This window comes from Paenibacillus cisolokensis (assembly GCF_018403665.1).
Lineage (GTDB): Bacteria > Bacillota > Bacilli > Paenibacillales > Paenibacillaceae > Paenibacillus_AH > Paenibacillus_AH cisolokensis.
In genome coordinates this window covers 1-17,581 of the sequence record NZ_BOVJ01000062.1, presented here as the reverse complement: position 1 = coordinate 17,581, position 17,581 = coordinate 1, and the positions used below count along the sequence as shown (strand labels likewise).

Annotated in this window: 14 protein-coding genes, 13 tRNA genes and 5 pseudogenes; 10 read left to right on the top strand and 22 right to left on the bottom strand. The window is 47.1% G+C overall.

Annotated elements, in window-relative coordinates; all coding sequences use genetic code 11:
* Positions 1-103 precede the first annotated feature (103 nt).
* Positions 104-1,374: pseudogene (locus tag PACILC2_RS08935) on the bottom strand (FAD-dependent oxidoreductase).
* Between the two features lie 133 nt (positions 1,375-1,507).
* On the opposite strand from PACILC2_RS08935, the gene PACILC2_RS08930 reads away from it, so the two are divergent.
* The gene (locus PACILC2_RS08930) at positions 1,508-2,542 is read left to right on the top strand and encodes a LacI family DNA-binding transcriptional regulator (protein ID WP_062495261.1); all 1,035 of its coding nucleotides are present in this window, start codon (positions 1,508-1,510) and stop codon (positions 2,540-2,542) included.
* 128 nt (positions 2,543-2,670) lie between these two features.
* On the opposite strand, the gene PACILC2_RS08925 is transcribed toward PACILC2_RS08930, so the two are convergent.
* From PACILC2_RS08925 to PACILC2_RS08915, 3 genes and pseudogenes are all read right to left on the bottom strand, one after another.
* Entirely contained in the window at positions 2,671-3,147 is a 477-nt protein-coding gene (locus PACILC2_RS08925) for an SRPBCC family protein (protein ID WP_213528600.1), read from the bottom strand.
* 239 nt (positions 3,148-3,386) lie between these two features.
* Positions 3,387-3,817, bottom strand: a pseudogene (locus tag PACILC2_RS08920) (Fur family transcriptional regulator).
* Between the two features lie 600 nt (positions 3,818-4,417).
* The gene (locus PACILC2_RS08915; RefSeq protein ID WP_062495265.1) at positions 4,418-5,119 is read right to left on the bottom strand and encodes a CPBP family intramembrane glutamic endopeptidase; all 702 of its coding nucleotides are present in this window, start codon (positions 5,117-5,119) and stop codon (positions 4,418-4,420) included.
* Between the two features lie 91 nt (positions 5,120-5,210).
* Between PACILC2_RS08915 and PACILC2_RS08910 the strand changes: the two genes are divergently transcribed.
* Positions 5,211-5,990 carry a MerR family transcriptional regulator gene (locus PACILC2_RS08910; protein ID WP_213528590.1) on the top strand — a complete coding sequence of 260 codons (780 nt, stop codon included), beginning with the start codon at positions 5,211-5,213 and terminating at the stop codon, positions 5,988-5,990.
* 247 nt (positions 5,991-6,237) lie between these two features.
* The gene (locus tag PACILC2_RS08905; RefSeq protein WP_213528589.1) at positions 6,238-6,918 is read left to right on the top strand and encodes a putative immunity/bacteriocin fusion bifunctional protein; all 681 of its coding nucleotides are present in this window, start codon (positions 6,238-6,240) and stop codon (positions 6,916-6,918) included.
* Between the two features lie 236 nt (positions 6,919-7,154).
* Here the strand turns inward: PACILC2_RS08905 and PACILC2_RS26640 are convergent.
* The 4 genes and pseudogenes from PACILC2_RS26640 to PACILC2_RS08890 all read right to left on the bottom strand — a co-directional run.
* A pseudogene (locus PACILC2_RS26640) lies at positions 7,155-7,250 on the bottom strand (FMN reductase); the annotation flags it as partial.
* 463 nt (positions 7,251-7,713) lie between these two features.
* Positions 7,714-8,880: pseudogene (locus tag PACILC2_RS08900) on the bottom strand (transposase).
* Positions 8,881-9,042: 162 nt separating this feature from the next.
* Positions 9,043-9,441, bottom strand: coding sequence for a hypothetical protein (locus tag PACILC2_RS08895; RefSeq protein ID WP_213528588.1), 399 nt, complete (start codon positions 9,439-9,441; stop codon positions 9,043-9,045).
* Entirely contained in the window at positions 9,411-9,650 is a 240-nt protein-coding gene (locus tag PACILC2_RS08890) for a helix-turn-helix transcriptional regulator (protein WP_213528587.1), read from the bottom strand. The genes PACILC2_RS08895 and PACILC2_RS08890 overlap by 31 nt, the downstream gene beginning before the upstream one ends.
* A 1,716-nt stretch (positions 9,651-11,366) precedes the next feature.
* Between PACILC2_RS08890 and PACILC2_RS08885 the strand changes: the two genes are divergently transcribed.
* The 6 genes and pseudogenes from PACILC2_RS08885 to PACILC2_RS08860 form a co-directional block, all read left to right on the top strand.
* On the top strand, positions 11,367-11,945 hold the full coding sequence (locus PACILC2_RS08885) for an RNA polymerase sigma factor (protein ID WP_213528586.1): 579 nt from the start codon (positions 11,367-11,369) through the stop codon (positions 11,943-11,945).
* On the top strand, positions 11,929-12,702 hold the full coding sequence (locus PACILC2_RS08880) for a DUF4367 domain-containing protein (protein ID WP_213528585.1): 774 nt from the start codon (positions 11,929-11,931) through the stop codon (positions 12,700-12,702). Before PACILC2_RS08885 ends, PACILC2_RS08880 begins: the two co-directional genes overlap by 17 nt.
* Before the next feature lie 74 nt (positions 12,703-12,776).
* Positions 12,777-13,214: a hypothetical protein gene (locus PACILC2_RS08875; RefSeq protein ID WP_213528584.1), complete on the top strand. Its 438-nt coding sequence runs from the start codon at positions 12,777-12,779 to the stop codon at positions 13,212-13,214.
* A gap of 207 nt (positions 13,215-13,421) precedes the next feature.
* Positions 13,422-13,616: an ATP-binding cassette domain-containing protein gene (locus PACILC2_RS08870; RefSeq protein ID WP_213528582.1), complete on the top strand. Its 195-nt coding sequence runs from the start codon at positions 13,422-13,424 to the stop codon at positions 13,614-13,616.
* 164 nt (positions 13,617-13,780) lie between these two features.
* Positions 13,781-13,936, top strand: coding sequence for an ATP-binding cassette domain-containing protein (locus PACILC2_RS29275; protein ID WP_213528581.1), 156 nt, complete (start codon positions 13,781-13,783; stop codon positions 13,934-13,936).
* A gap of 982 nt (positions 13,937-14,918) precedes the next feature.
* Positions 14,919-15,428, top strand: a pseudogene (locus PACILC2_RS08860) (IS110 family transposase); the annotation flags it as partial.
* Positions 15,429-15,557: 129 nt separating this feature from the next.
* On the opposite strand, the gene PACILC2_RS08855 reads toward PACILC2_RS08860, so the two are convergent.
* A complete protein-coding gene (locus PACILC2_RS08855; RefSeq protein WP_213528580.1) occupies positions 15,558-15,845 on the bottom strand; it encodes a transposase in 288 nt (95 codons plus the stop codon).
* 259 nt (positions 15,846-16,104) lie between these two features.
* On the opposite strand from PACILC2_RS08855, the gene PACILC2_RS26630 reads away from it, so the two are divergent.
* Positions 16,105-16,380 carry a tyrosine-type recombinase/integrase gene (locus PACILC2_RS26630; RefSeq protein ID WP_307860467.1) on the top strand — a complete coding sequence of 92 codons (276 nt, stop codon included), beginning with the start codon at positions 16,105-16,107 and terminating at the stop codon, positions 16,378-16,380.
* Between the two features lie 54 nt (positions 16,381-16,434).
* Here PACILC2_RS26630 and PACILC2_RS08845 read toward each other — a convergent pair.
* From PACILC2_RS08845 to PACILC2_RS08785, 13 genes are all read right to left on the bottom strand, one after another.
* Positions 16,435-16,520 (bottom strand) — tRNA-Leu (locus PACILC2_RS08845).
* A 12-nt stretch (positions 16,521-16,532) separates the two neighbouring features.
* Positions 16,533-16,609 (bottom strand) — tRNA-Arg (locus tag PACILC2_RS08840).
* An 11-nt stretch (positions 16,610-16,620) separates the two neighbouring features.
* Positions 16,621-16,694 (bottom strand) — tRNA-Cys (locus PACILC2_RS08835).
* A gap of 9 nt (positions 16,695-16,703) precedes the next feature.
* A tRNA-Gly gene (locus PACILC2_RS08830) sits at positions 16,704-16,778 on the bottom strand.
* A gap of 4 nt (positions 16,779-16,782) precedes the next feature.
* A tRNA-Gln gene (locus PACILC2_RS08825) sits at positions 16,783-16,857 on the bottom strand.
* An 11-nt stretch (positions 16,858-16,868) separates the two neighbouring features.
* Positions 16,869-16,944, bottom strand: a tRNA-His gene (locus tag PACILC2_RS08820).
* Positions 16,945-16,957: 13 nt separating this feature from the next.
* Positions 16,958-17,031: transfer RNA gene (locus tag PACILC2_RS08815), tRNA-Trp, on the bottom strand.
* Positions 17,032-17,039: 8 nt separating this feature from the next.
* Positions 17,040-17,125 (bottom strand) — tRNA-Tyr (locus tag PACILC2_RS08810).
* Between the two features lie 4 nt (positions 17,126-17,129).
* Positions 17,130-17,205: transfer RNA gene (locus PACILC2_RS08805), tRNA-Thr, on the bottom strand.
* A gap of 17 nt (positions 17,206-17,222) precedes the next feature.
* Positions 17,223-17,298: transfer RNA gene (locus PACILC2_RS08800), tRNA-Phe, on the bottom strand.
* Between the two features lie 7 nt (positions 17,299-17,305).
* Positions 17,306-17,382: transfer RNA gene (locus PACILC2_RS08795), tRNA-Asp, on the bottom strand.
* Between the two features lie 35 nt (positions 17,383-17,417).
* Positions 17,418-17,494, bottom strand: a tRNA-Met gene (locus tag PACILC2_RS08790).
* Positions 17,495-17,505: 11 nt separating this feature from the next.
* Positions 17,506-17,581: transfer RNA gene (locus tag PACILC2_RS08785), tRNA-Ala, on the bottom strand.

Below are 17,581 nucleotides of genomic sequence, written 5' to 3'. Positions count from 1 at the left end.
AGCAGCAAGCTCTTAAGAACGGAAATTTCCGTATCTTAAGAGCTTTCCAGGGGATTGTATCAAGTTCCGCGGTCTTCGCTACGGTGCTAACGGCTCGACTTGCTTACAAAGAAACGTGCGTTCCGTACAGCCGGACGCCTTGCGCGCGAAGCCGCCGATGCAGCTCCGGAATCGGAATATCGGCGACGGCGGCGTTCTCCTCGATCGCGAGCGCCGCCGCGACTCCAGCGGCTTGCCCGAGCGCATAACAGGTCGGCTGCACGCGCATCGAGGACATCGCGACATGGGTGGCGCTGATCGCCCGCCCCGCCACGAGCAAGTTGTCGAGACCTACCGGCACCATACACCGGTAAGGGATATCGTAGCCGCTTACTTTGCGCTCGTCGGTCGTCTTTTCCCGTCCGGGCTGTGAATGTCGATCTCGTAGTTCGTCTGCGCCACGACGTCGTCGAAGCGTCTACCGCTCGTCACATCGTCCTCGGTAAGGGTGTACAGCCCTTGAATCTGGTTGGTCTCCCGGACGCCGATCTGCCCCGGCACATGGGACAACGCGTACGTCTCGAAGCCGTTGCGCTGCAAATAGTGGGCTACCGAAAACACCTGCTTGAGCGCCTCCCGCTCGGCACGGCTGACGTCCGCGATCTTCGCGCCGTTGCCCTTCACCCGCGTCATATTGACAAGCAGCATGCCGTCCCCGTTGCGCTCCCAATACAGGCGCCGTCCCTGGGGAAGGTCGGAGACGTCGTTGTAAACCTCGCAGCCCTCGGGCAGCATCGGCGTCACCGGCTTTCCGGTATCCTGCATCATAAACATCAGCGTCATCGGCTGCGTCAGGCCGTCCTCCTCGCGCCCCGTCGTATACGGCACTCCGCATTCCACGGCCACTCTCGCGTCTCCCGTGCAGTCGATGAACTGCTCCGCGGCGAACGCGCGCAACCCTTCCCGTGACGACACGATGACCGCCCGCAGGCGGCCTTCCTCCCGAACCGCACCGACGAAGTCGACGTGGAAATATACTTCGACGCCTTCCTTCTTCATCTTCTCGTTCAAATAATGCCGGAGCAGAAACGGAGAATATTGCGGCGAAATCGATACGTCCTCCTGCGGCGGCAAATAATCGGCCAGCATCTCCGCGATAATTTCCCGATAGATGCCCGTCACATTGCCGACAGGCATGAACACGCTCACATTGCCGAGCGTCCCCATCCCGCCTAATTGGCCCGATCGCTCCAGCAGCACGACCCGCTTCCCATTGCGCGCCGCGCTGATCGCAGCGGCCGTCCCCGCCGGACCGCCGCCAACGACGACGACCTCCGCGGCGTCGTATAAAGGAACTTGCTGCTCGAAACGGAATGACTTTTCAGCTGCACCCAAAATGTCCGCACCTCCATGAAGAAACCTTTTGGTTCATTATAGTTCAGTGCGAACTTACATTTTAGTTTCATTTTTGTTACACTTATGCTCAATTGAACCCCAATGAAAGCTCGGGAGAAAGGAGCAACCCGCCGTGCGCAGAAAAAAAGACGTCACCCTCCGGGACATTGCGGACGAGCTGCAGCTTACGGTGCATACGGTATCCAAAGCGCTTCGCGGGCTTCCCGGCATGTCCGAAGCGACGCGGAAAGCCGTGTTTATGACCGCCGCGCGGCTTGGCTACCGAACGAAAGAAAGAGAGCTCAGCCTTGGCTACGAAAAAATTCCGCTGCTGACGACCAACAGGCGGCGCTTCACGATTGTGCTGCTGCAGGATACCCCCTTCTACCGAACGCAGCTGCAAGGCGTGCAGGAACGGCTCCACGAGCTCGGCCACACCTTGACGGCACATGTCCTCCCGGAATTCACAGACGGACCGAAGCGGCTGGAACGGTGGCTGGAGCAAGCCGAATTGACGTACTCCGACGGACTGTTCGTCCCTCCCGCCATGCCGGAGCCTATGGAATCCGTTCTGCTCAGGCTTCCGATGCCGAAGGTGCTTATCAGCTACCCGCCTCCGGCCGCCCCGGTGGACAGCGTCATCTGGGACGTCGAAACGGCGATACACCAGTCCGTCGATCATCTCGTCGACAAAGGCCATCGGCGGCTGCTGTACATTGGCGACATCAGGTCGCGCCGCGGCTTTCGCCTGCGCTGGAGCGCCTTTCAGGCCGCGCTGCGGCGGCACGGCATCGAAGCGGCGGCCGAACCGATGACGGAGCTGCCGACGACGCCGGAGCAGTGGCGAAAGGAGCTCGAGGAACGGCTGCGGAGCGGCGGTTATACGGCGATCCTGCACGCCACCGGAAATACGTTGAATACGCTTCTGTTCGTGCTGCAGTCGTTAGGCTTGTCCGTACCGAACGACATCTCGCTCGTCTCGATGCCGGATCTCGAGGACCCGCGCTTCCCGCAGCTCTCAAGACCTTCTCTGCTCATCCGGGAGACCGGGAGACGCGCCGCCGAGCGCCTCCTGTGGCGCATCGCCAATCCCGCCGAGCCTTACGAGCATACGAGACTCGCCGGTACGTTCATCGCCGGAGAAACCGTCGCCGATCTGACCCGCTGACCGCCCCCCGGCGGTCCGGTGCTGCGGCGTTTCGGCAGCCGGACCGCTCCTCGGCGCTTTGCCGGGCACATTTATCCGCCATCCGCATCGAGCGCGCTTTCGCGCCGAGCATCTTCTCTGCGCAGCCGTCAATCCGAATGAGGGGCCGCCTTATCGGCTACGACAGAAAGGATAACGTTATGCTCCAGCCATGCTTTCAACGCGCACAGAACCATAGTGAATCCGCCCATCGAATCGATCGCTTCCGCGACAACGTCATCTCCGTCCCCCTTAAATCCGGCATTTATAATGTTCACGTACGTGCTATCGTCGCCTACGGGCGTGAACGTCCATTCGACAGAGGTCCAATCGGGCGGCGACCAACGGATCGAAATTCTCCGGTCGCGCTCCACTTCCAGTACGTCCACATCCGTACCGACGCCATACATTTCCCATTCCCATCGTACGCGCTTGCCGGCTTCCAGCTTTCCGCTGCTTTTGGTAAACCAAAATTTTGTCGTAACCGAAGGGTCGATAAATGCATCGAACACCTCCCGCACCGGCCTGCGGATCAGCATGCCTGTCCGGACCACTGGTTCCTGCTCGTCGCCCGCCAGAAGCGTCATGACACCTTCCAGCACATCAAACAGTTCTTCGTTCTCTTCGTGCGCATGCGCTCCCGGTCCGTTGCTGAAAGGCTCTATTCTTTCCAATGATTGCAGTTTCATTATAATTCAATCCAACACTCTCGCATACTTGAAATATTGAAACAACCGATGGGACGCGCGCGCCGCGGGTCGGCGACAACAAAAAAGAAGCCTGCCGTATCACGTCAAGCTTCTTCATCGCCCTTGATGTCCAATCTTCAGGACGCCGCCTTGTTAACCCGTTTGCAGTTTTTGGGGCAAGTCAGATACGTGCCCGTAAACTCCAACCGGTGATCCTTCACCAGGAAACCATATTCCCGTTCCAGTCTTTTCTCCAATTCCAACAGCCAGTCTTCTTTGATCTCCTTCATTTTGCCGCACACGGAGCAGATCAAATGATGATGCATATGCTCATGATCATCGTTGCGGAGATCGAAACGAGCCACTCGATCGCCGAAATTCATTTTTCGACGATATGCAAATCGGTCAGAAGCTCCAGCGTCCGATAAACCGTGGCCAGTCCGATTTCAGGATGTTTTTGTTTTACGCGCAAAAATATTTCCTCGGCGCTCATATGGTTCGCTTCATTCTCCAGCAACACCCGAACGGTCGCTTCCCGTTGCACCGTTAATTTGTAATTGTTGCTCATCAATTGCTGGCTGATTTTCGCCAATTGTTCCGTCACGTTCACGAAGCAGCTCCTCCTTTGGGCAGAGCATGTTTTTGTCAACCGAAGGAAAAGATCAAAGACTTGAACTTATCATAACGTATATGCCGAAACGAATCAAAAGAAACACCTTTGTCAGTTTCTGCAAAACAAGAGAAGGACTGTAAACCGACGTCTTTTTTCCGGATCTTCAAATTCGCCAAGGCGGAGTTACATATCGAGCATATCAACGCCATTACACCAAAGACCAAGGGTCGCGTTGAGCGGCTCTGGGTGACGTTTCAAGACCGCCTGGTGATCGAGCTGCGGCTGTCTGAATCACGTGTTCACCATTCGCGAGTACCGACAGCTCGGACCCGGTAACACGCTCTCGTATAATGGCACGATCTACACACTGGCCAAGCCCGCCCATTTCCGGTTTGAAACGAAGATGACAGTCGAAGTACGAGAAACACTATCGGCTTGTGGCACCAGGGCCAACCGCTGACACTGAAATTTGTTGTTATTCTGAGGTCATGTCACATCGGACAAGAGACGTTGACATTCCGCTCGAAGCGAAAATATATTTGTCCTGTTGCATAATTAGCCGAATGCTGTCAATAATACGGCAATTGTATTAAACATACCATGCACAATCATTCCCGGAATAACCGAGCCTGTCCGTTCATAGGCCCACGCAAAAATGACGCCGCTAATAAAATTCACCGGCATGGCATTCAAGGTAGGGTAGTGTGCAGCAGTAAAGATCAGAGAGCTAATTACGATTCCCCACACAATGCCTGTACGTGTCCGCAGCCACCGATACATAAAGCCGCGATAAAAAATTTCTTCATATACAGGAGAGACGAATCCCGCGGATAGAACACCAAGCAAAACTGTGAACCAGGTAACCTGCTCTTTCAACGCCTCTGTTTTACTATTTTCAACCGTATTTCCGAAGTAGCCCGTAATGACGACTGCCGCTATGCTGAGCGCAGTAAGTATCAGAAACCAACTGACAATGCGCCATCCGTCTTTGGCGGGAAAACTCCGCAGCCCTACCTCCTTCCAGGATTGTCTGCGGGGGCGAAGAGCAATCACATATAATCCCGTCAACAGCACAATCGCAATCGTTAGTCCGGTCAATGTCCCCGCATACAAGGAGGAAACGAACCATTTTTCATATAACGACTGCACTCCGTGCTTGACAACGAAGATAACGAATCCGAATTCGAGTATCAACAAAGCTACGAACTCACGCCAAGTCCACCCATCCCTTTGCTTCCATTGTTCTTCTCTCTGCATTTCTGATCCTCCAGTGATATTGTGATATAATTTAATAGTATATTTGGTTACGTAACGTCACTTGCAAGCCTTATTTGTCAGGAGGATAAACGTGCGCAGATGGACAACCGGACAAATATCCAGACAGCGAAATATATCAGTCCGAACTTTGCGGTATTACGATCAGATTGGATTGCTGTGTCCGAGTGAGAAGGACGAGCATGGAAGGCGTTATTATTCCGAAGAGGACTTGTTTACTCTTGAGAAAATCTCGCTGCTCAAATCTTTAGCGTTACCGCTAGAGGAAATTGCACAAATGCTGAATAAAGTTTCATATCGGGAAGTGTTGATTGCCCATCACAATTATCTTCAAGAACAACTAATCTCTCTGCAGACCAGTATTGCCAATACGGCCTCTCTCATCAATATGATCGATCTGGAGGGGTCTTTGTCTTGGGAACGTGTGTCCAGTCTGGTCAAGCAAGCACAATCCGTCCCTAAAAGGTGGAAAGATTACTTTCATGAAGATGAGCTGGCTTTCCTCCAGAAATCCCTTCCGGCTCTGGAGAGCAGCGACCGAATGACACAGCAGTACGTCTCTCTTCTTCGTCGCATCGAATGGTGTCTCGACAATTCTATTGCTCCGCAGTCAAGTCAAGGGTTGGAGATCGCCAACCAATTAATTCAATTGTCTAACGAAACCTTTGGCGGAAATCAGGATCTGGCGGACAAATTTTGGGAGGTTCGCAAACTTCCGGCTGAGGAGTCGGGTTTGTATCCCATCACAGAAGAAGTGTTGAGCTTTGTGGAGCAGAGCATTGCGTATGCCGAGCAAAGGAACAAGAACCTGCCCAATATTCATGCGCGCACAAACAATAATAGACAAACTTAATTTTCGTTATAATTAAATATTTTATGGCAAGCTGTTACATTTACTCAGTTCAAACGTCATTTTTATAGACAGCATAAACAACATTGCATACGGCATTCATAAAGAGGTTACTTCAATTAAATTCAGATGATAAGGAGATGATCTATGTAACAGATGTGCGTGTTTAAAATGAAAATCTAGCGATGTTCTTTATCTCAAGCACGTTTGAAAAACAACTAAAATTATGTGAATGTGGAGGTAACAGAACATGAAATTCGTGAAAATGTTTTTGGTTGCAATGCTCTCTTTTGTATTAATTGTACCTACGACCAGCGCACAAGAGGCAACTCCTGACTGTCAATGCTCATCCGGAGGCGAGGCGACATTAGATCAGGTAAGAACTGAATTGGAAGCAAACGGAGTAAATATTGTGGATTCCCTCACAATCAAAGAACAAGCCATTGTTGACCAAGTAGTAAATGACCAAATGGCTGCCCATAATGTAGCATTACAGCAGTATGAGTTTAGTGATTATACTTCAATCGATGGAGCGGCCATGTATAAAGGTTTTAAGAATGTTGAGCTTGATAATCACACCTACGACTATGTAGCTGTGAACTATAATGTTTTTCTCAATAAAGAAAATGAGGAATATATTGCATTGGCAGCTTGGGTTGACTTGGAAGCCGCAAAAGTGTTGGATATAACAGTTACGCATATAGATACTGACCAAGAGATCAGCCTGATTTTTCATTCCACTGGCAATAACTCCGGTTTCATTACTCCGTTTGACTTTGAGTTCAACGGCCGATCCTTTGCCTGCAGTCTTACAGGGCTTTTTGCTTGTATCAGCTATTGTGGAATATGGCATTTGGTGAATCCAGTTGCAGGAGTTACGTGTGATTTTTTGTGCGGTGGCGCATTTGCATTCGCTTGCTCAGGTGCATAAAATATTACTAAATACAAGAGCGGACTTTTAAGCATCGAGTTACTCATTAACCGAAAGCTGAAAAGGGATGTGAGGTCATAGTGGGGAGGTCGTTTTCTATCATGGAAGTCAACATCATTATGGATTCTTCCATTATTCTCAATGTTTGCGTATACCGTTTTTCATTATAAAACGTGTGATTCAGGTCAATCTATGTTTACTCCGCAAGAAAAAGCCCCGGTATCGGGGCTTTTTCTTCAAAACCCGTATTCCGCTACCTTGGCTTCGCGAATCTTGGCGTAGGTTTCGGTCAAGACGACCGTATCCTCCACCAACCGTTGAATGCGTGTTAACCGCAAAATAGAAGTGCTTAGTTTTGTAGCAATTGTTTATGCAGCAAAAACGTAACTGGCTTTACATGGAGAGATAGGCATGATAGGCTAAGTAGCCTCTGCGAGGCCTGTTGCTTCGCCCTTCGCAGTGAATCATGCCTGTAGAGGCTCCATGTCAAGCTCGATGCATATTAATAACTTTTTCTGCATATTTACATAAAATCGTCGCTACAAAATTGAGCATTAGTTGTCAAAAACAACTGTGCTTTCTAGGATTTCAATTCAGAAATGATGGCAGTTTGTTTTCCCACCAATTCTTCCAGTTGATTAAGTTTGTTCTCCATATATAGATATCTCCTACTAAAAAATGACCCCTTTGTATGAGAGCCCTGCAAAACACCATGTTTTTGGTTGTGGGTATAATATGTGAGGAATTCCATCTCGAAAAATTGAGGTAAAACAAAAAAATGCAGTCCGTTCTCCCTTAGGAGGCGGGCTGCATTTGTTCTATCAGCTTTACCATTCGCTTCGCATTAACTACGAAAGCGGTAAGTACGGCTTGCATGCGCATACGAAATAAACCTCGGTATTTGGCCCGGGTCATTCCATGATACCTTTTCAGTTCGGCATTCTTATGCTCAATGATCGGCCGGCGGCGGATACGTGCTTTGAATGTATCGCTGTTCTCAAAGTCGATGTGTTCCTTATAATGCTCTGCTATAATCCGGATTGAATAGGTCTTGCTCTTCGCCCCCGGTTTCAAGCAACCATCCCTGAGCGGACAAGACTTACACTTCTCGGTATCGAAGTAGAACACAAGCGATCGGCTCCCACCGCTCTTCTTACTCCCTTGTATGGCTTTGCGAATGCTGTGTTCACCTGCAGGACAAATCACAAAATCCGCGTCCTTGTTATACTCAAAGCCCTCTTGCTTTTGTCCCCCGTTATGTACGACTGGATTTAGCGGGACGACGGGTTGAATCTCCTTGGATTTCATCTCAGCCAAGTTATCTTTACCCGAATACGCTGTATCCGCAATGATCTCAACGATTTCAATTCCTGCTGCTATGGATTGGGTTAAGAGTGCTTTGAATTGTTTGCCGTCATCCGAGCACCCTTAACCTCTACGGCTGTAATGATTCCTCCGACATAGCGTAATGTTCTTTGTAGCCAAAAAATGATTTCGTATTGCTCTTCCACCCAAAACGAGCATCCGGATCAATAGCTGACATTATTCCTTTGTTAGCAAGGGAACGTTCATCCTCCACGATGTCTTTGGCAAAATCAGAACTTTCTCCGAGATGGAACCCTCGTGGTCAGGTAACAGCGTCTCAACCGTCTCTCCAAGCTCAGCCAAGTAATGAAGCATGATTTTCTCCGCATCTTCTTGATCTTTCTTCAGTTTCGGTAGCCGCGGAAGTTTCTTTTCGAGCTTCGGATGCTTCTTTACCACGACTCGGAATAAGCGCTTAGCGGCATCTCGCAGGATCATCAAAAAGTTATAGAGAACCTGCAAAAACAGCAAGCGAAACAGGAGTTCCGGCTCGTTAGCCGGTCTCCCATAGTACTCACAGTAAGAAGAATGAATTTTGCGCAGTTGATGGTTTTCGGGAATAAGATTGTATAATTCGGCATGGAATGACGCCGTCATTTGTTAGCAGAGTGCAGCAATGGTTCGCAATGGTTCACATCTCTTTCGTTTTCTTTTAATTATACAATAAACCCAGTACCTACGCGGCACTGGGTTCGTTTTTACAGATATTAGGGTGACTTTTGCAGGGCTCTCTTTGTATGAGGTCGTTTCCCAACCTAATTATCTACGGCTTACAATGAATGCCCCAATGCCCATAATCAATAAATAGCCAATAATTATTATCCATAGGTAACTAATTGGAACAAGCTTCACACCCATGAAACTGATCATGCTAAGTGCGATAAAGAGTATCCCTAACAATATATGTGATGAAAATACGAAAAACTTTAACACATTCTTAACTGTTCTTTCATCTGTATCAGGGATTGTATCATTTTGCATCCGAACTTTAATTACATTGATAACGATTAAAATAATTGTGGCAGTTAAAGCCCCAAGTAAAACACTCAAATTGACCCCTTCTTGGATGATGTAAACAAGTGTTAACCCAAGCACTGCACCAGCCAGTATACTAATTGCTCTAAAAGTCAAATTCCACTTTCCCATATTCTTTTGCATTCTTTTTCCTCCTCTTCTAATATAAAAATTTCATGTATCGGAAGATTGAAGTACTTAACAATTTTTAGAGAAAGCTCAAGACTTGGGTTATACTTGTTGTTTTCTATGGCCGTAAGAGTTTGACGTGTGACTTGTAAGTCCTCTGCCAACTGTAATTGTTTAATACCTCTTTCCTTCCTAATACGTTTAATGTTGTTTCTAACAGGCATTTCTTTTCACCGCCTAAAATGTAAAGATATCTTTACCTGAAGTATAGCATGCAAATTTATTTTTGTAAAGACATCTTTACTTAATTTATAACTGCAAGCAACATGGCTTGTGAAAACGGCCTAAAATAAAGAAGCAGCTCCAACGATTATTGGAACTGCTTTTTTTATTCATCGGCAACCTGTCCCAACTGAATTAAGTATCAACGACCGTACCTTCTCCCGCATAGGCGCCAACATGGGATGTTCATAAATCGTCCATTACATTTATGACTTCAAGAAATCAAATCATCAGATGACAAATTTAATCGATGTTATATGAGTGCTTGATGGTTCATTTATTCGATATTGAACCGCAGGATACGCTATGTCTATTTTTCGTGAGAAGGTATACAAATATGCTCCAAGTACTACAAAGATGACAAGTATTACAAGCATCATACTTATTTTTTCTTGTTGATATTGACCATTACACCCTCATTTTTCTAAGAAGTAGTTGAACTATTAATATTTAACCTGTGACGATGTGCTTGTGACGGTTTCTAAAACCTTTCTTCCGTCATTTATTGTGACAGTGGTCAACACTCTATATGTGTAGCCGGACGTTACATAGTACAATGCTGGCCTCTACCCGAAAATGACTTACTCCACGATTTCACTGCCGTCCATCCGCTTCCGTTGGAACGTTGCAATTCAATGGTAAGTGTCGAGTTATAGTTTCCCGAATAGTAGACAAAACCACTTGCCACTGCTTTACCCAAGCTCTCCATCGATATTGATGCTCCCACAAGGGAAACGTAGTCATAGAATGGAACTATAAATTCCGGCTCAGTGGTGGTGGAATCAGCTTTAGCCTGTGCCAGAGAACTGGTAGTGAGCACGCAAATTATTAGCAATAACAAAACATTGAAATAGACTTATTCTTCAATCTGGATGTCCCCCTCCCTCAATAAAATAACGTTTTCTTCGTTTTTCTCGCTGTTTCGCATGATTTCATCTTTGACATCCAAAGCTCAATTGGATAGGATTTGAATAAGAGTGAATATTTGGGATAGTCCTGTTGGCGGGAATAGAGGTGGTGGTCACCTCGCTTTAAAAAGCCGTATGGTCGCATATGGATCTCCACATGAACCCTTGCGGTTAACCCTCCCATATCCCCCTGGGTCGATGCCCTTACATTCCTTCGTTCTACCTCTCAAGGGGTGGAGGCCAGGCAAGCTCCTAAACGGGGGCGATGCCCTAATGGTGATAATTACTCCCGGCCTATCCGTGCTTCGTTTGTCAAAGATCAACATGTGCATAAGTGATAAATCGAATACGAGTTGCTAAGCTGTGGATGAATTAAGCTACCGCTTGCAATTGAGCCTCCCGATAGGGGCCGAGCACTTTGCTTGCGTGAAGCCCGGAGCTGTTTTTCCCGCAGACTGAGACCGGTGTGACGCACGATAATATTGTGTGAAATATCGTACCGCACCTCTCATTGAAACTAACATTGTGGAGTGGTCGGCCAACGATTGTTGACAGGCCCTCTTTTTTTATTGCAATGGAGATCGGTAAGCATACGGTATTCATGAGATAAAAGTTATTTTCGTTAAAGCTAAACTTAACGCTCAATCATTCCGATGAATTTGGTAAGTATTGTATTTTCTGCGATATTTTACAGGATATGAGTTACGCTGAGTAGTCGTATCACAGGCGAATGCTTGGAGGGGGAGTAAATTGAATCTTATATTCCTTTCTATCATAGAAGATGATGATGATAAGAAGTTCATGTTGAACTTATATCAGCAATATTATCCTTTGATGAAACAGAGAGCATATAGCATAATCAAGGATTACGGAGTAATCGATGACCTGATTCAAGATGCATTTGTTAAATTGATTCCGAAAATTTCTCTTTTACGTTCGCTAAGTAGTTACAAAATGACGTCTTATATCATTTATACAATGAAACATATTTGCTTAGATTACATCCGCATGCAAACGCGGCGTACTCGACATGCTTATTCAGGAGCTGCCAACGATATTGCTGATCAAATTCCAGACTTGCAGGCTGCAACCGAAGAAAATTATATGCTTCAGGAGGAATTTGAATCTTTAGAGCAAGCTTTGTTTCAACTCTCGGAGAGAGATCGAAACTTATTATATTTTAAATATAACATGGATTTGACTGACAAGGAAATCGCAGGGTTGTTAGGCATTCCAGCACAGCATGTTCGACAATATGTGGCGCGGGCCAAACGCCGAGCATTTCAAATGATATCTAAAGGAGAAAATGATCATGTCAGAGACGAATAATCTGATGAATCAAAAGGCTCTGCAAGAAGAATACGAGGATATAAAAATTAAATTGCTTATGACCCGGTTCGCCGAGTTGGAGGGAAAAAAACTAATAGAAGAAAATGAGGAGCTAAGCAAAGAGTCTTTTTATCTTCCGTCAGCGAAAGAAAAGCAAAGATTCATAAGGCGATTAAATTTTCATTTTACGTTGTTCAATTTCAAGAGAGTTGCAAAGCGTTTATTTCATAAACGTTTTCGGAAAATTGCCATTTTTACTCCAGTGTTTTTAATACTTCTGTTAACAACATTTTTAAGTGTAGAAGCGTTTAGGGTCAAATTATTGAATCTGTATATTCAAATAGAAAAAGAATATACAACAATACGGCTCGAAGAAGAGATGAACCAGCTTCCAGTTCATCTTCAAATTGAGTGGAATAATGCCTACGTACCTACTAAAGTGCCAGAAGGGTATCATATCACAGGTGTATCAAGTAATCAGAACATAAAATCGATTGAATACGAGAATGAAAGCCAGGGTTTTATCATGTTTCAGCAAAATAATAGAAATAGCGGCATTAATGTGGACACAGAAGGAGCGGATGAGGTATCTCGTTTGACGCTTCATGGACATGATGGGCTTTTTGTTCATAAAAAAGATGTGATGACAGTCGTATGGAAGGATGAAGCTCATTTGTTCTTGATTTTAGGGAGTTCAACAGACTTAAGCAAAGAGGAAATGATAGAAATGGCGCAGAGCGTCACGCTGATTAAATAAGTTTCCTTTAGGTGTTACAAAATGATGTTTCGGCCGTCTTTTATTATTGACTATAAATATATGGAGGTACGGAAATGCGAATAAAGAAATCTGTCATTACGTTTGCAGCAGTCATAATGCTCACATCCAGTACAAGCGCTATTGTACAAGCCAGCAATGATTCAAAACGAGTTGAGTCGGAAGTTGTCACCCCGTTTTATGAATATGTGTCTCTCGTAGGTGCGTCTATATCGATTGGAACTTTGGGTAAGGCAGTAGCCAGTGGTTTTGTATTTTATACGGGGAATTATAACTCGACTCTGACCATCGAATTACAGCGTCTAAATGGCAGTAGTTGGACAACTGTGAAGTCGTGGAGCGAATCTTTTACAGGCAAAGGTCAACATAGCATAGAAGAGGAGTACTATGTGACTTCCGGTCATACGTATAGAGTATTGACTATAGTTGCGATAAAGAGCGGCAGCACGGTTCTTGAAACAGCTTCCAGTACTTCGGCGCAAGTTTCATATTGATCAGCCTGCTATTCATAGCGCAATGAATACGACTCTGATTCTGGCTTATAATCTGTTACAGTCATAAGCCTTGTTTTGTATCTTTTTCGTGTATTGGAATTTCATTGAAGTTAAATGAAGTAGAAGCCTCAAAAAATTGTTTCTGACCAAACCTTTCGAGAGCATGGCCATCATAATCCATAAATCAAGTTTTAGGGGGTGAGGGGCATGAATATTCAAATTCAAGCTTTAAGCAAGATTTACGATGGAGAAAAACAAGCATTAAACGAAGTCGATCTGTCGATCAGCCCCGGGATGTTAGGGTTGTTCGGTCCGAATGGAGACGGTAAAAGCATAATTATGCAAATTCTGGCAACCATAATACCGCCGACCAGCGGTAAAGTGCAGATAGGCCCTTATTAGACAAAGAAGATCATAACATTCGTCAGTGTCTGGGCTACTTACCCCAATCATTAAGGTTTTACGATAAACTGACCGGTGAAGAATTTCTTCATTACGTGGCTATTTTAAAAGGAATGAAATATATGAAGGAGTGCCGCGCGGCGGTTGATGTCTTTTAGAAATAAGTGAATTTACAGCATCAAGCAAAAAGAAAACTTAAAACGTATTCCGGCAGAATGAAGCAACGGATTGGTATTGCGCAAGCGCTAATTGGCGATCCCAAGGTCTTAGTTGTAGACGAGCCGACAACCGGGCCCGGAGGAGCGGATACGATTTCGTGAGTTATTGGAGGATTTGGGGCAGGAACGAATTATTTTATTATCTACTCATATCGTAGCAGATATTGAAGCGAGCTGTCGGCTATCTTGGATCAAGGGAAAACTGTTTATCATGGAACCATCGCCGATCTTCTTACAAGAGTAGAAAATCGTGTATGGACAGCACATATCCTTGAACGAGATCTTTCCAAGTTAGCAAGGACCTCCGTGATTTGTCGTCGAAAGACAGCTACAGGATATGAATTGCGTTTGATTTCCAATTACCGTCTCTTCCAAGATGCGGTTCCCGCTCCTCCCAGCCCAGAGGAGGTGAATCCGATGAGTGAATGGCGGGGGCATTTTATGCCGTATGGAGACTTGTGCATCGGCCTCGTCACCGTGGCGGGATTCCTGGCGGAAGTCGGCGACTTGAGTGGCTACGACCATAGTTAGCAAATACAAATCGCAGGCAGGTGGATTGCTCGATCACTCAAGGTAAGTAATTACAGCCCCTCGTTTGGGGGATAATGGCTTCATTTTTCAACGCCTATTTGCAAATGCTGTTAAATGACCATTGGGTACGAACAAATTCCACTCGATTATCTCCCTTCACAACGATAAAGACGAGCAATGCCCCTTTTCCTGGCCCTCAACAACTCGCCGATAGAAACGTTCCAAAACTGGAACGCTTCTATCGGCAGTTTTTCTTTAGAAACATTCTTAGGTGATTGTTTGAATTTTCCATCCATACTTCCTATTTAGACTCCCATGCCGTTGCACGGCACCATCAGATGATGAAAATAAGGAACGGGCGATATAATGGCCTTGCGGCTGGCGAGGGAGGTCGTGGAACTATGGTGCTTTCGAGCCCGCGAGTTAGACAGAGCCCCAACGACCAGGTGCACCACAGATTGTTGCCCCTTTCGGGAGCACGCAGGATAGAATAATCGTTCGACGGTTGCTGCACCAGCCCTTAATCTTTACCGCCGCAAGGAGTTTCTACTGTATGGACGTCGTTTATACGCACGTGTGCGGGCTGGACGTTCACAAGAAGAACGTGGTGGCCTGCGTGATCACTCCGGAAATCAAAGAAATCCGGACCTTTTCCACCATGACCGACGACCTGATCCTGCTGGTCGATTGGATCAAAAACAACGGGTGCACCCATGTCGCGATGGAAAGCACCGCATCGTTCTGGAAGCCCATTTACAACTTGCTGTAGCTTGAGGATATTCAGATCCTTGTCGTCAACGCCAAGAACATTAAGAACGTTCCTGGACGCAAGACCGATGTCAAGGATGCTGAGTGGATCGCCAATCTGCTGCGTCACGGTTTGCTGCAAGGCAGTTTCATCCCGAACCGCGACCAGCGGGAACTTCGTGAACTGATACGATACCGGCGCAGCCTGATCGACGAGCGAGCCCGGGAAGTCAACCGCATTCAAAAAGTGCTCGAAGGAGCCAACATCAAACTGTCGTCTGTCGCTAGCTATGTGCTCGGGAAATCGGGTGTTGCTTACGACGTTTGCTGCGATTGCTTTCCTTGCGTTTCGTCCATTCGTAATAACCGCTTCTGGAAACGCCGAACAGGGAGCACATCTTCGCGACACGGAACTGCAAGCGGTGTCTGTGGATGAATGGATAAATCAGCGCCGGTCTTTTGCGAAGTAGTGCATGGCCTTTTTTAGGATTTCGTTCTCCTCTTCCAGATCGCGAATTCGTTTCTGAAGGTCACGTATCGCTTTATCCTCCGGCTTAAGCTGTCCGCTTCCGGGGAAAGCCTGCTGTCCGCTCTGCTTGTATTCCGCCATCCAACGGTACAGGGTGTTGTCGCTGATCCCCAGCTCTCGGTCGACCTGTGCCACCGGCTTACCTTCGTCCTGAATCATCCGGACCGTTTGCAGTTTGAATTCCTTGTCGTACGGTTTACCCATTTCGGACACCTCGAGTCGATTTGAGTTTTATTTTCACACTCTCGATTCTCCGTGTCCATTTTCAGTCTAGCATCAACATACGGTCATTGAATTATCCATCGAAGGAAAGTACGTGACCGTGGAAAAAGATCGTACCAAAAACAAGTCAAGCCATCGTTCCCTTCCGCTGGTAACAGCATTTGAAGAACTCCTGTTGCGGCTAAAGGAACAGCAAGAACAAGAGCGACACCTGTATAGAGATTCATAATGCACCGACTATATTTATCTGGACAAGCTGGGGCAACGAATCAAGCCAGGCTATATCACACAGTATTCTCCATTTGTGCTTGAAAGACATCAATTGCGACGCATTCGTTTTCATGATCTGCAGCATAGTTGCGCCAGTCTTCTTCTAGCTAATGGTGTGAGCATGAAAGAGATCCAAGAATGGCTGGGACATAGCGATTTCTCAACTACCGCTAACATTTATGCTCACCTGGATTTCAGCACGAAAATCACTTCCGCTCATGCCATGAGCGAATGTTTACAGCTTTAAGCAATAAAAAAGTTCCTTGGTTATATTATCCCAAGGAACGTCGTTGTTTAATTATGGTGCTGGTGAAGGGACTTGAACCCCCACTCCGTTGCCGGAAGCGGATTTTGAGTCCGCCGCGTCTGCCATTCCGCCACACCAGCTTTTAAAGAAAATGGCGTGCCCTAAGAGATTCGAACTCCTGACCTTTTGATTCGTAGTCAAACGCTCTATCCAGCTGAGCTAAGGGCACACAAGGATAAATGGAGGCGCCACCCAGATTCGAACTGGGGGTAAAGCTTTTGCAGAGCTCTGCCTTACCACTTGGCTATGGCGCCAAATAAAAATGGAGCGGAAGACGGGAATCGAACCCGCGACCCTCGCCTTGGCAAGGCGATGCTCTACCGCTGAGCCACTTCCGCAAAATGGCTGGGGATCTAGGATTCGAACCTAGGCATGACGGAGTCAAAGTCCGTTGCCTTACCGCTTGGCTAATCCCCAGTATCAAAAGATGGGGCGGTTGAAGGGAATTGAACCCTCGAATGTCGGAATCACAATCCGATGCGTTAACCACTTCGCCACAACCGCCATACAAGGCAACTGGCAGGGGCAGCAGGAATTGAACCCACACTAACGGTTTTGGAGACCGCTGTTCTACCTTTAAACTATGCCCCTAAGGGAACTGGTGGAGGATGATGGATTCGAACCACCGAACTCGTAAGAGAACAGATTTACAGTCTGCTGCGTTTGGCCACTTCGCTAATCCTCCACGATGGTGCCGGCGAGAGGACTTGAACCCCCAACCTACTGATTACAAGTCAGTTGCTCTACCAATTGAGCTACACCGGCGTATTCGATTTGTCTCATGGTGGCTCGGGACGGAATCGAACCGCCGACACGAGGATTTTCAGTCCTCTGCTCTACCAACTGAGCTACCGAGCCAAATAGGTGGCGGAGCTGACGGGATTCGAACCCGCGTTCTCCTGCGTGACAGGCAGGCATGTTAGGCCTCTACACCACAGCTCCGCAGCAGTGTTGCTCGGATCGCTCCGAATTTCATTTGGTTGCGGGGGCAGGATTTGAACCTGCGACCTTCGGGTTATGAGCCCGACGAGCTACCGGACTGCTCCACCCCGCGTCATTCTCAAGTGGTGGACGCTGACGGGATCGAACTCCTGACCTCCTGCTTGCAAGGCAGGCGCTCTCCCAGCTGAGCTAAGCGTCC

Bases quoted from the DNA above. Each gene is read 5' to 3' on its own strand.
- PACILC2_RS08880 (WP_213528585.1), top strand. From the start codon at position 11,929: ATGTCAGAGACGAATAATCTGATGAATCAAAAGGCTCTGCAAGAAGAA.
- PACILC2_RS08870 (WP_213528582.1), top strand. From the start codon at position 13,422: ATGAATATTCAAATTCAAGCTTTAAGCAAGATTTACGATGGAGAAAAA.
- PACILC2_RS08905 (WP_213528589.1), top strand. From the start codon at position 6,238: ATGAAATTCGTGAAAATGTTTTTGGTTGCAATGCTCTCTTTTGTATTA.
- PACILC2_RS08925 (WP_213528600.1), bottom strand. From the start codon at position 3,147: ATGACGCTTCTGGCGGGCGACGAGCAGGAACCAGTGGTCCGGACAGGC.
- PACILC2_RS08895 (WP_213528588.1), bottom strand. From the start codon at position 9,441: ATGCAAAAGAATATGGGAAAGTGGAATTTGACTTTTAGAGCAATTAGT.
- PACILC2_RS08855 (WP_213528580.1), bottom strand. From the start codon at position 15,845: ATGGGTAAACCGTACGACAAGGAATTCAAACTGCAAACGGTCCGGATG.
- PACILC2_RS08875 (WP_213528584.1), top strand. From the start codon at position 12,777: ATGCGAATAAAGAAATCTGTCATTACGTTTGCAGCAGTCATAATGCTC.
- PACILC2_RS08915 (WP_062495265.1), bottom strand. From the start codon at position 5,119: ATGCAGAGAGAAGAACAATGGAAGCAAAGGGATGGGTGGACTTGGCGT.
- PACILC2_RS08890 (WP_213528587.1), bottom strand. From the start codon at position 9,650: ATGCCTGTTAGAAACAACATTAAACGTATTAGGAAGGAAAGAGGTATT.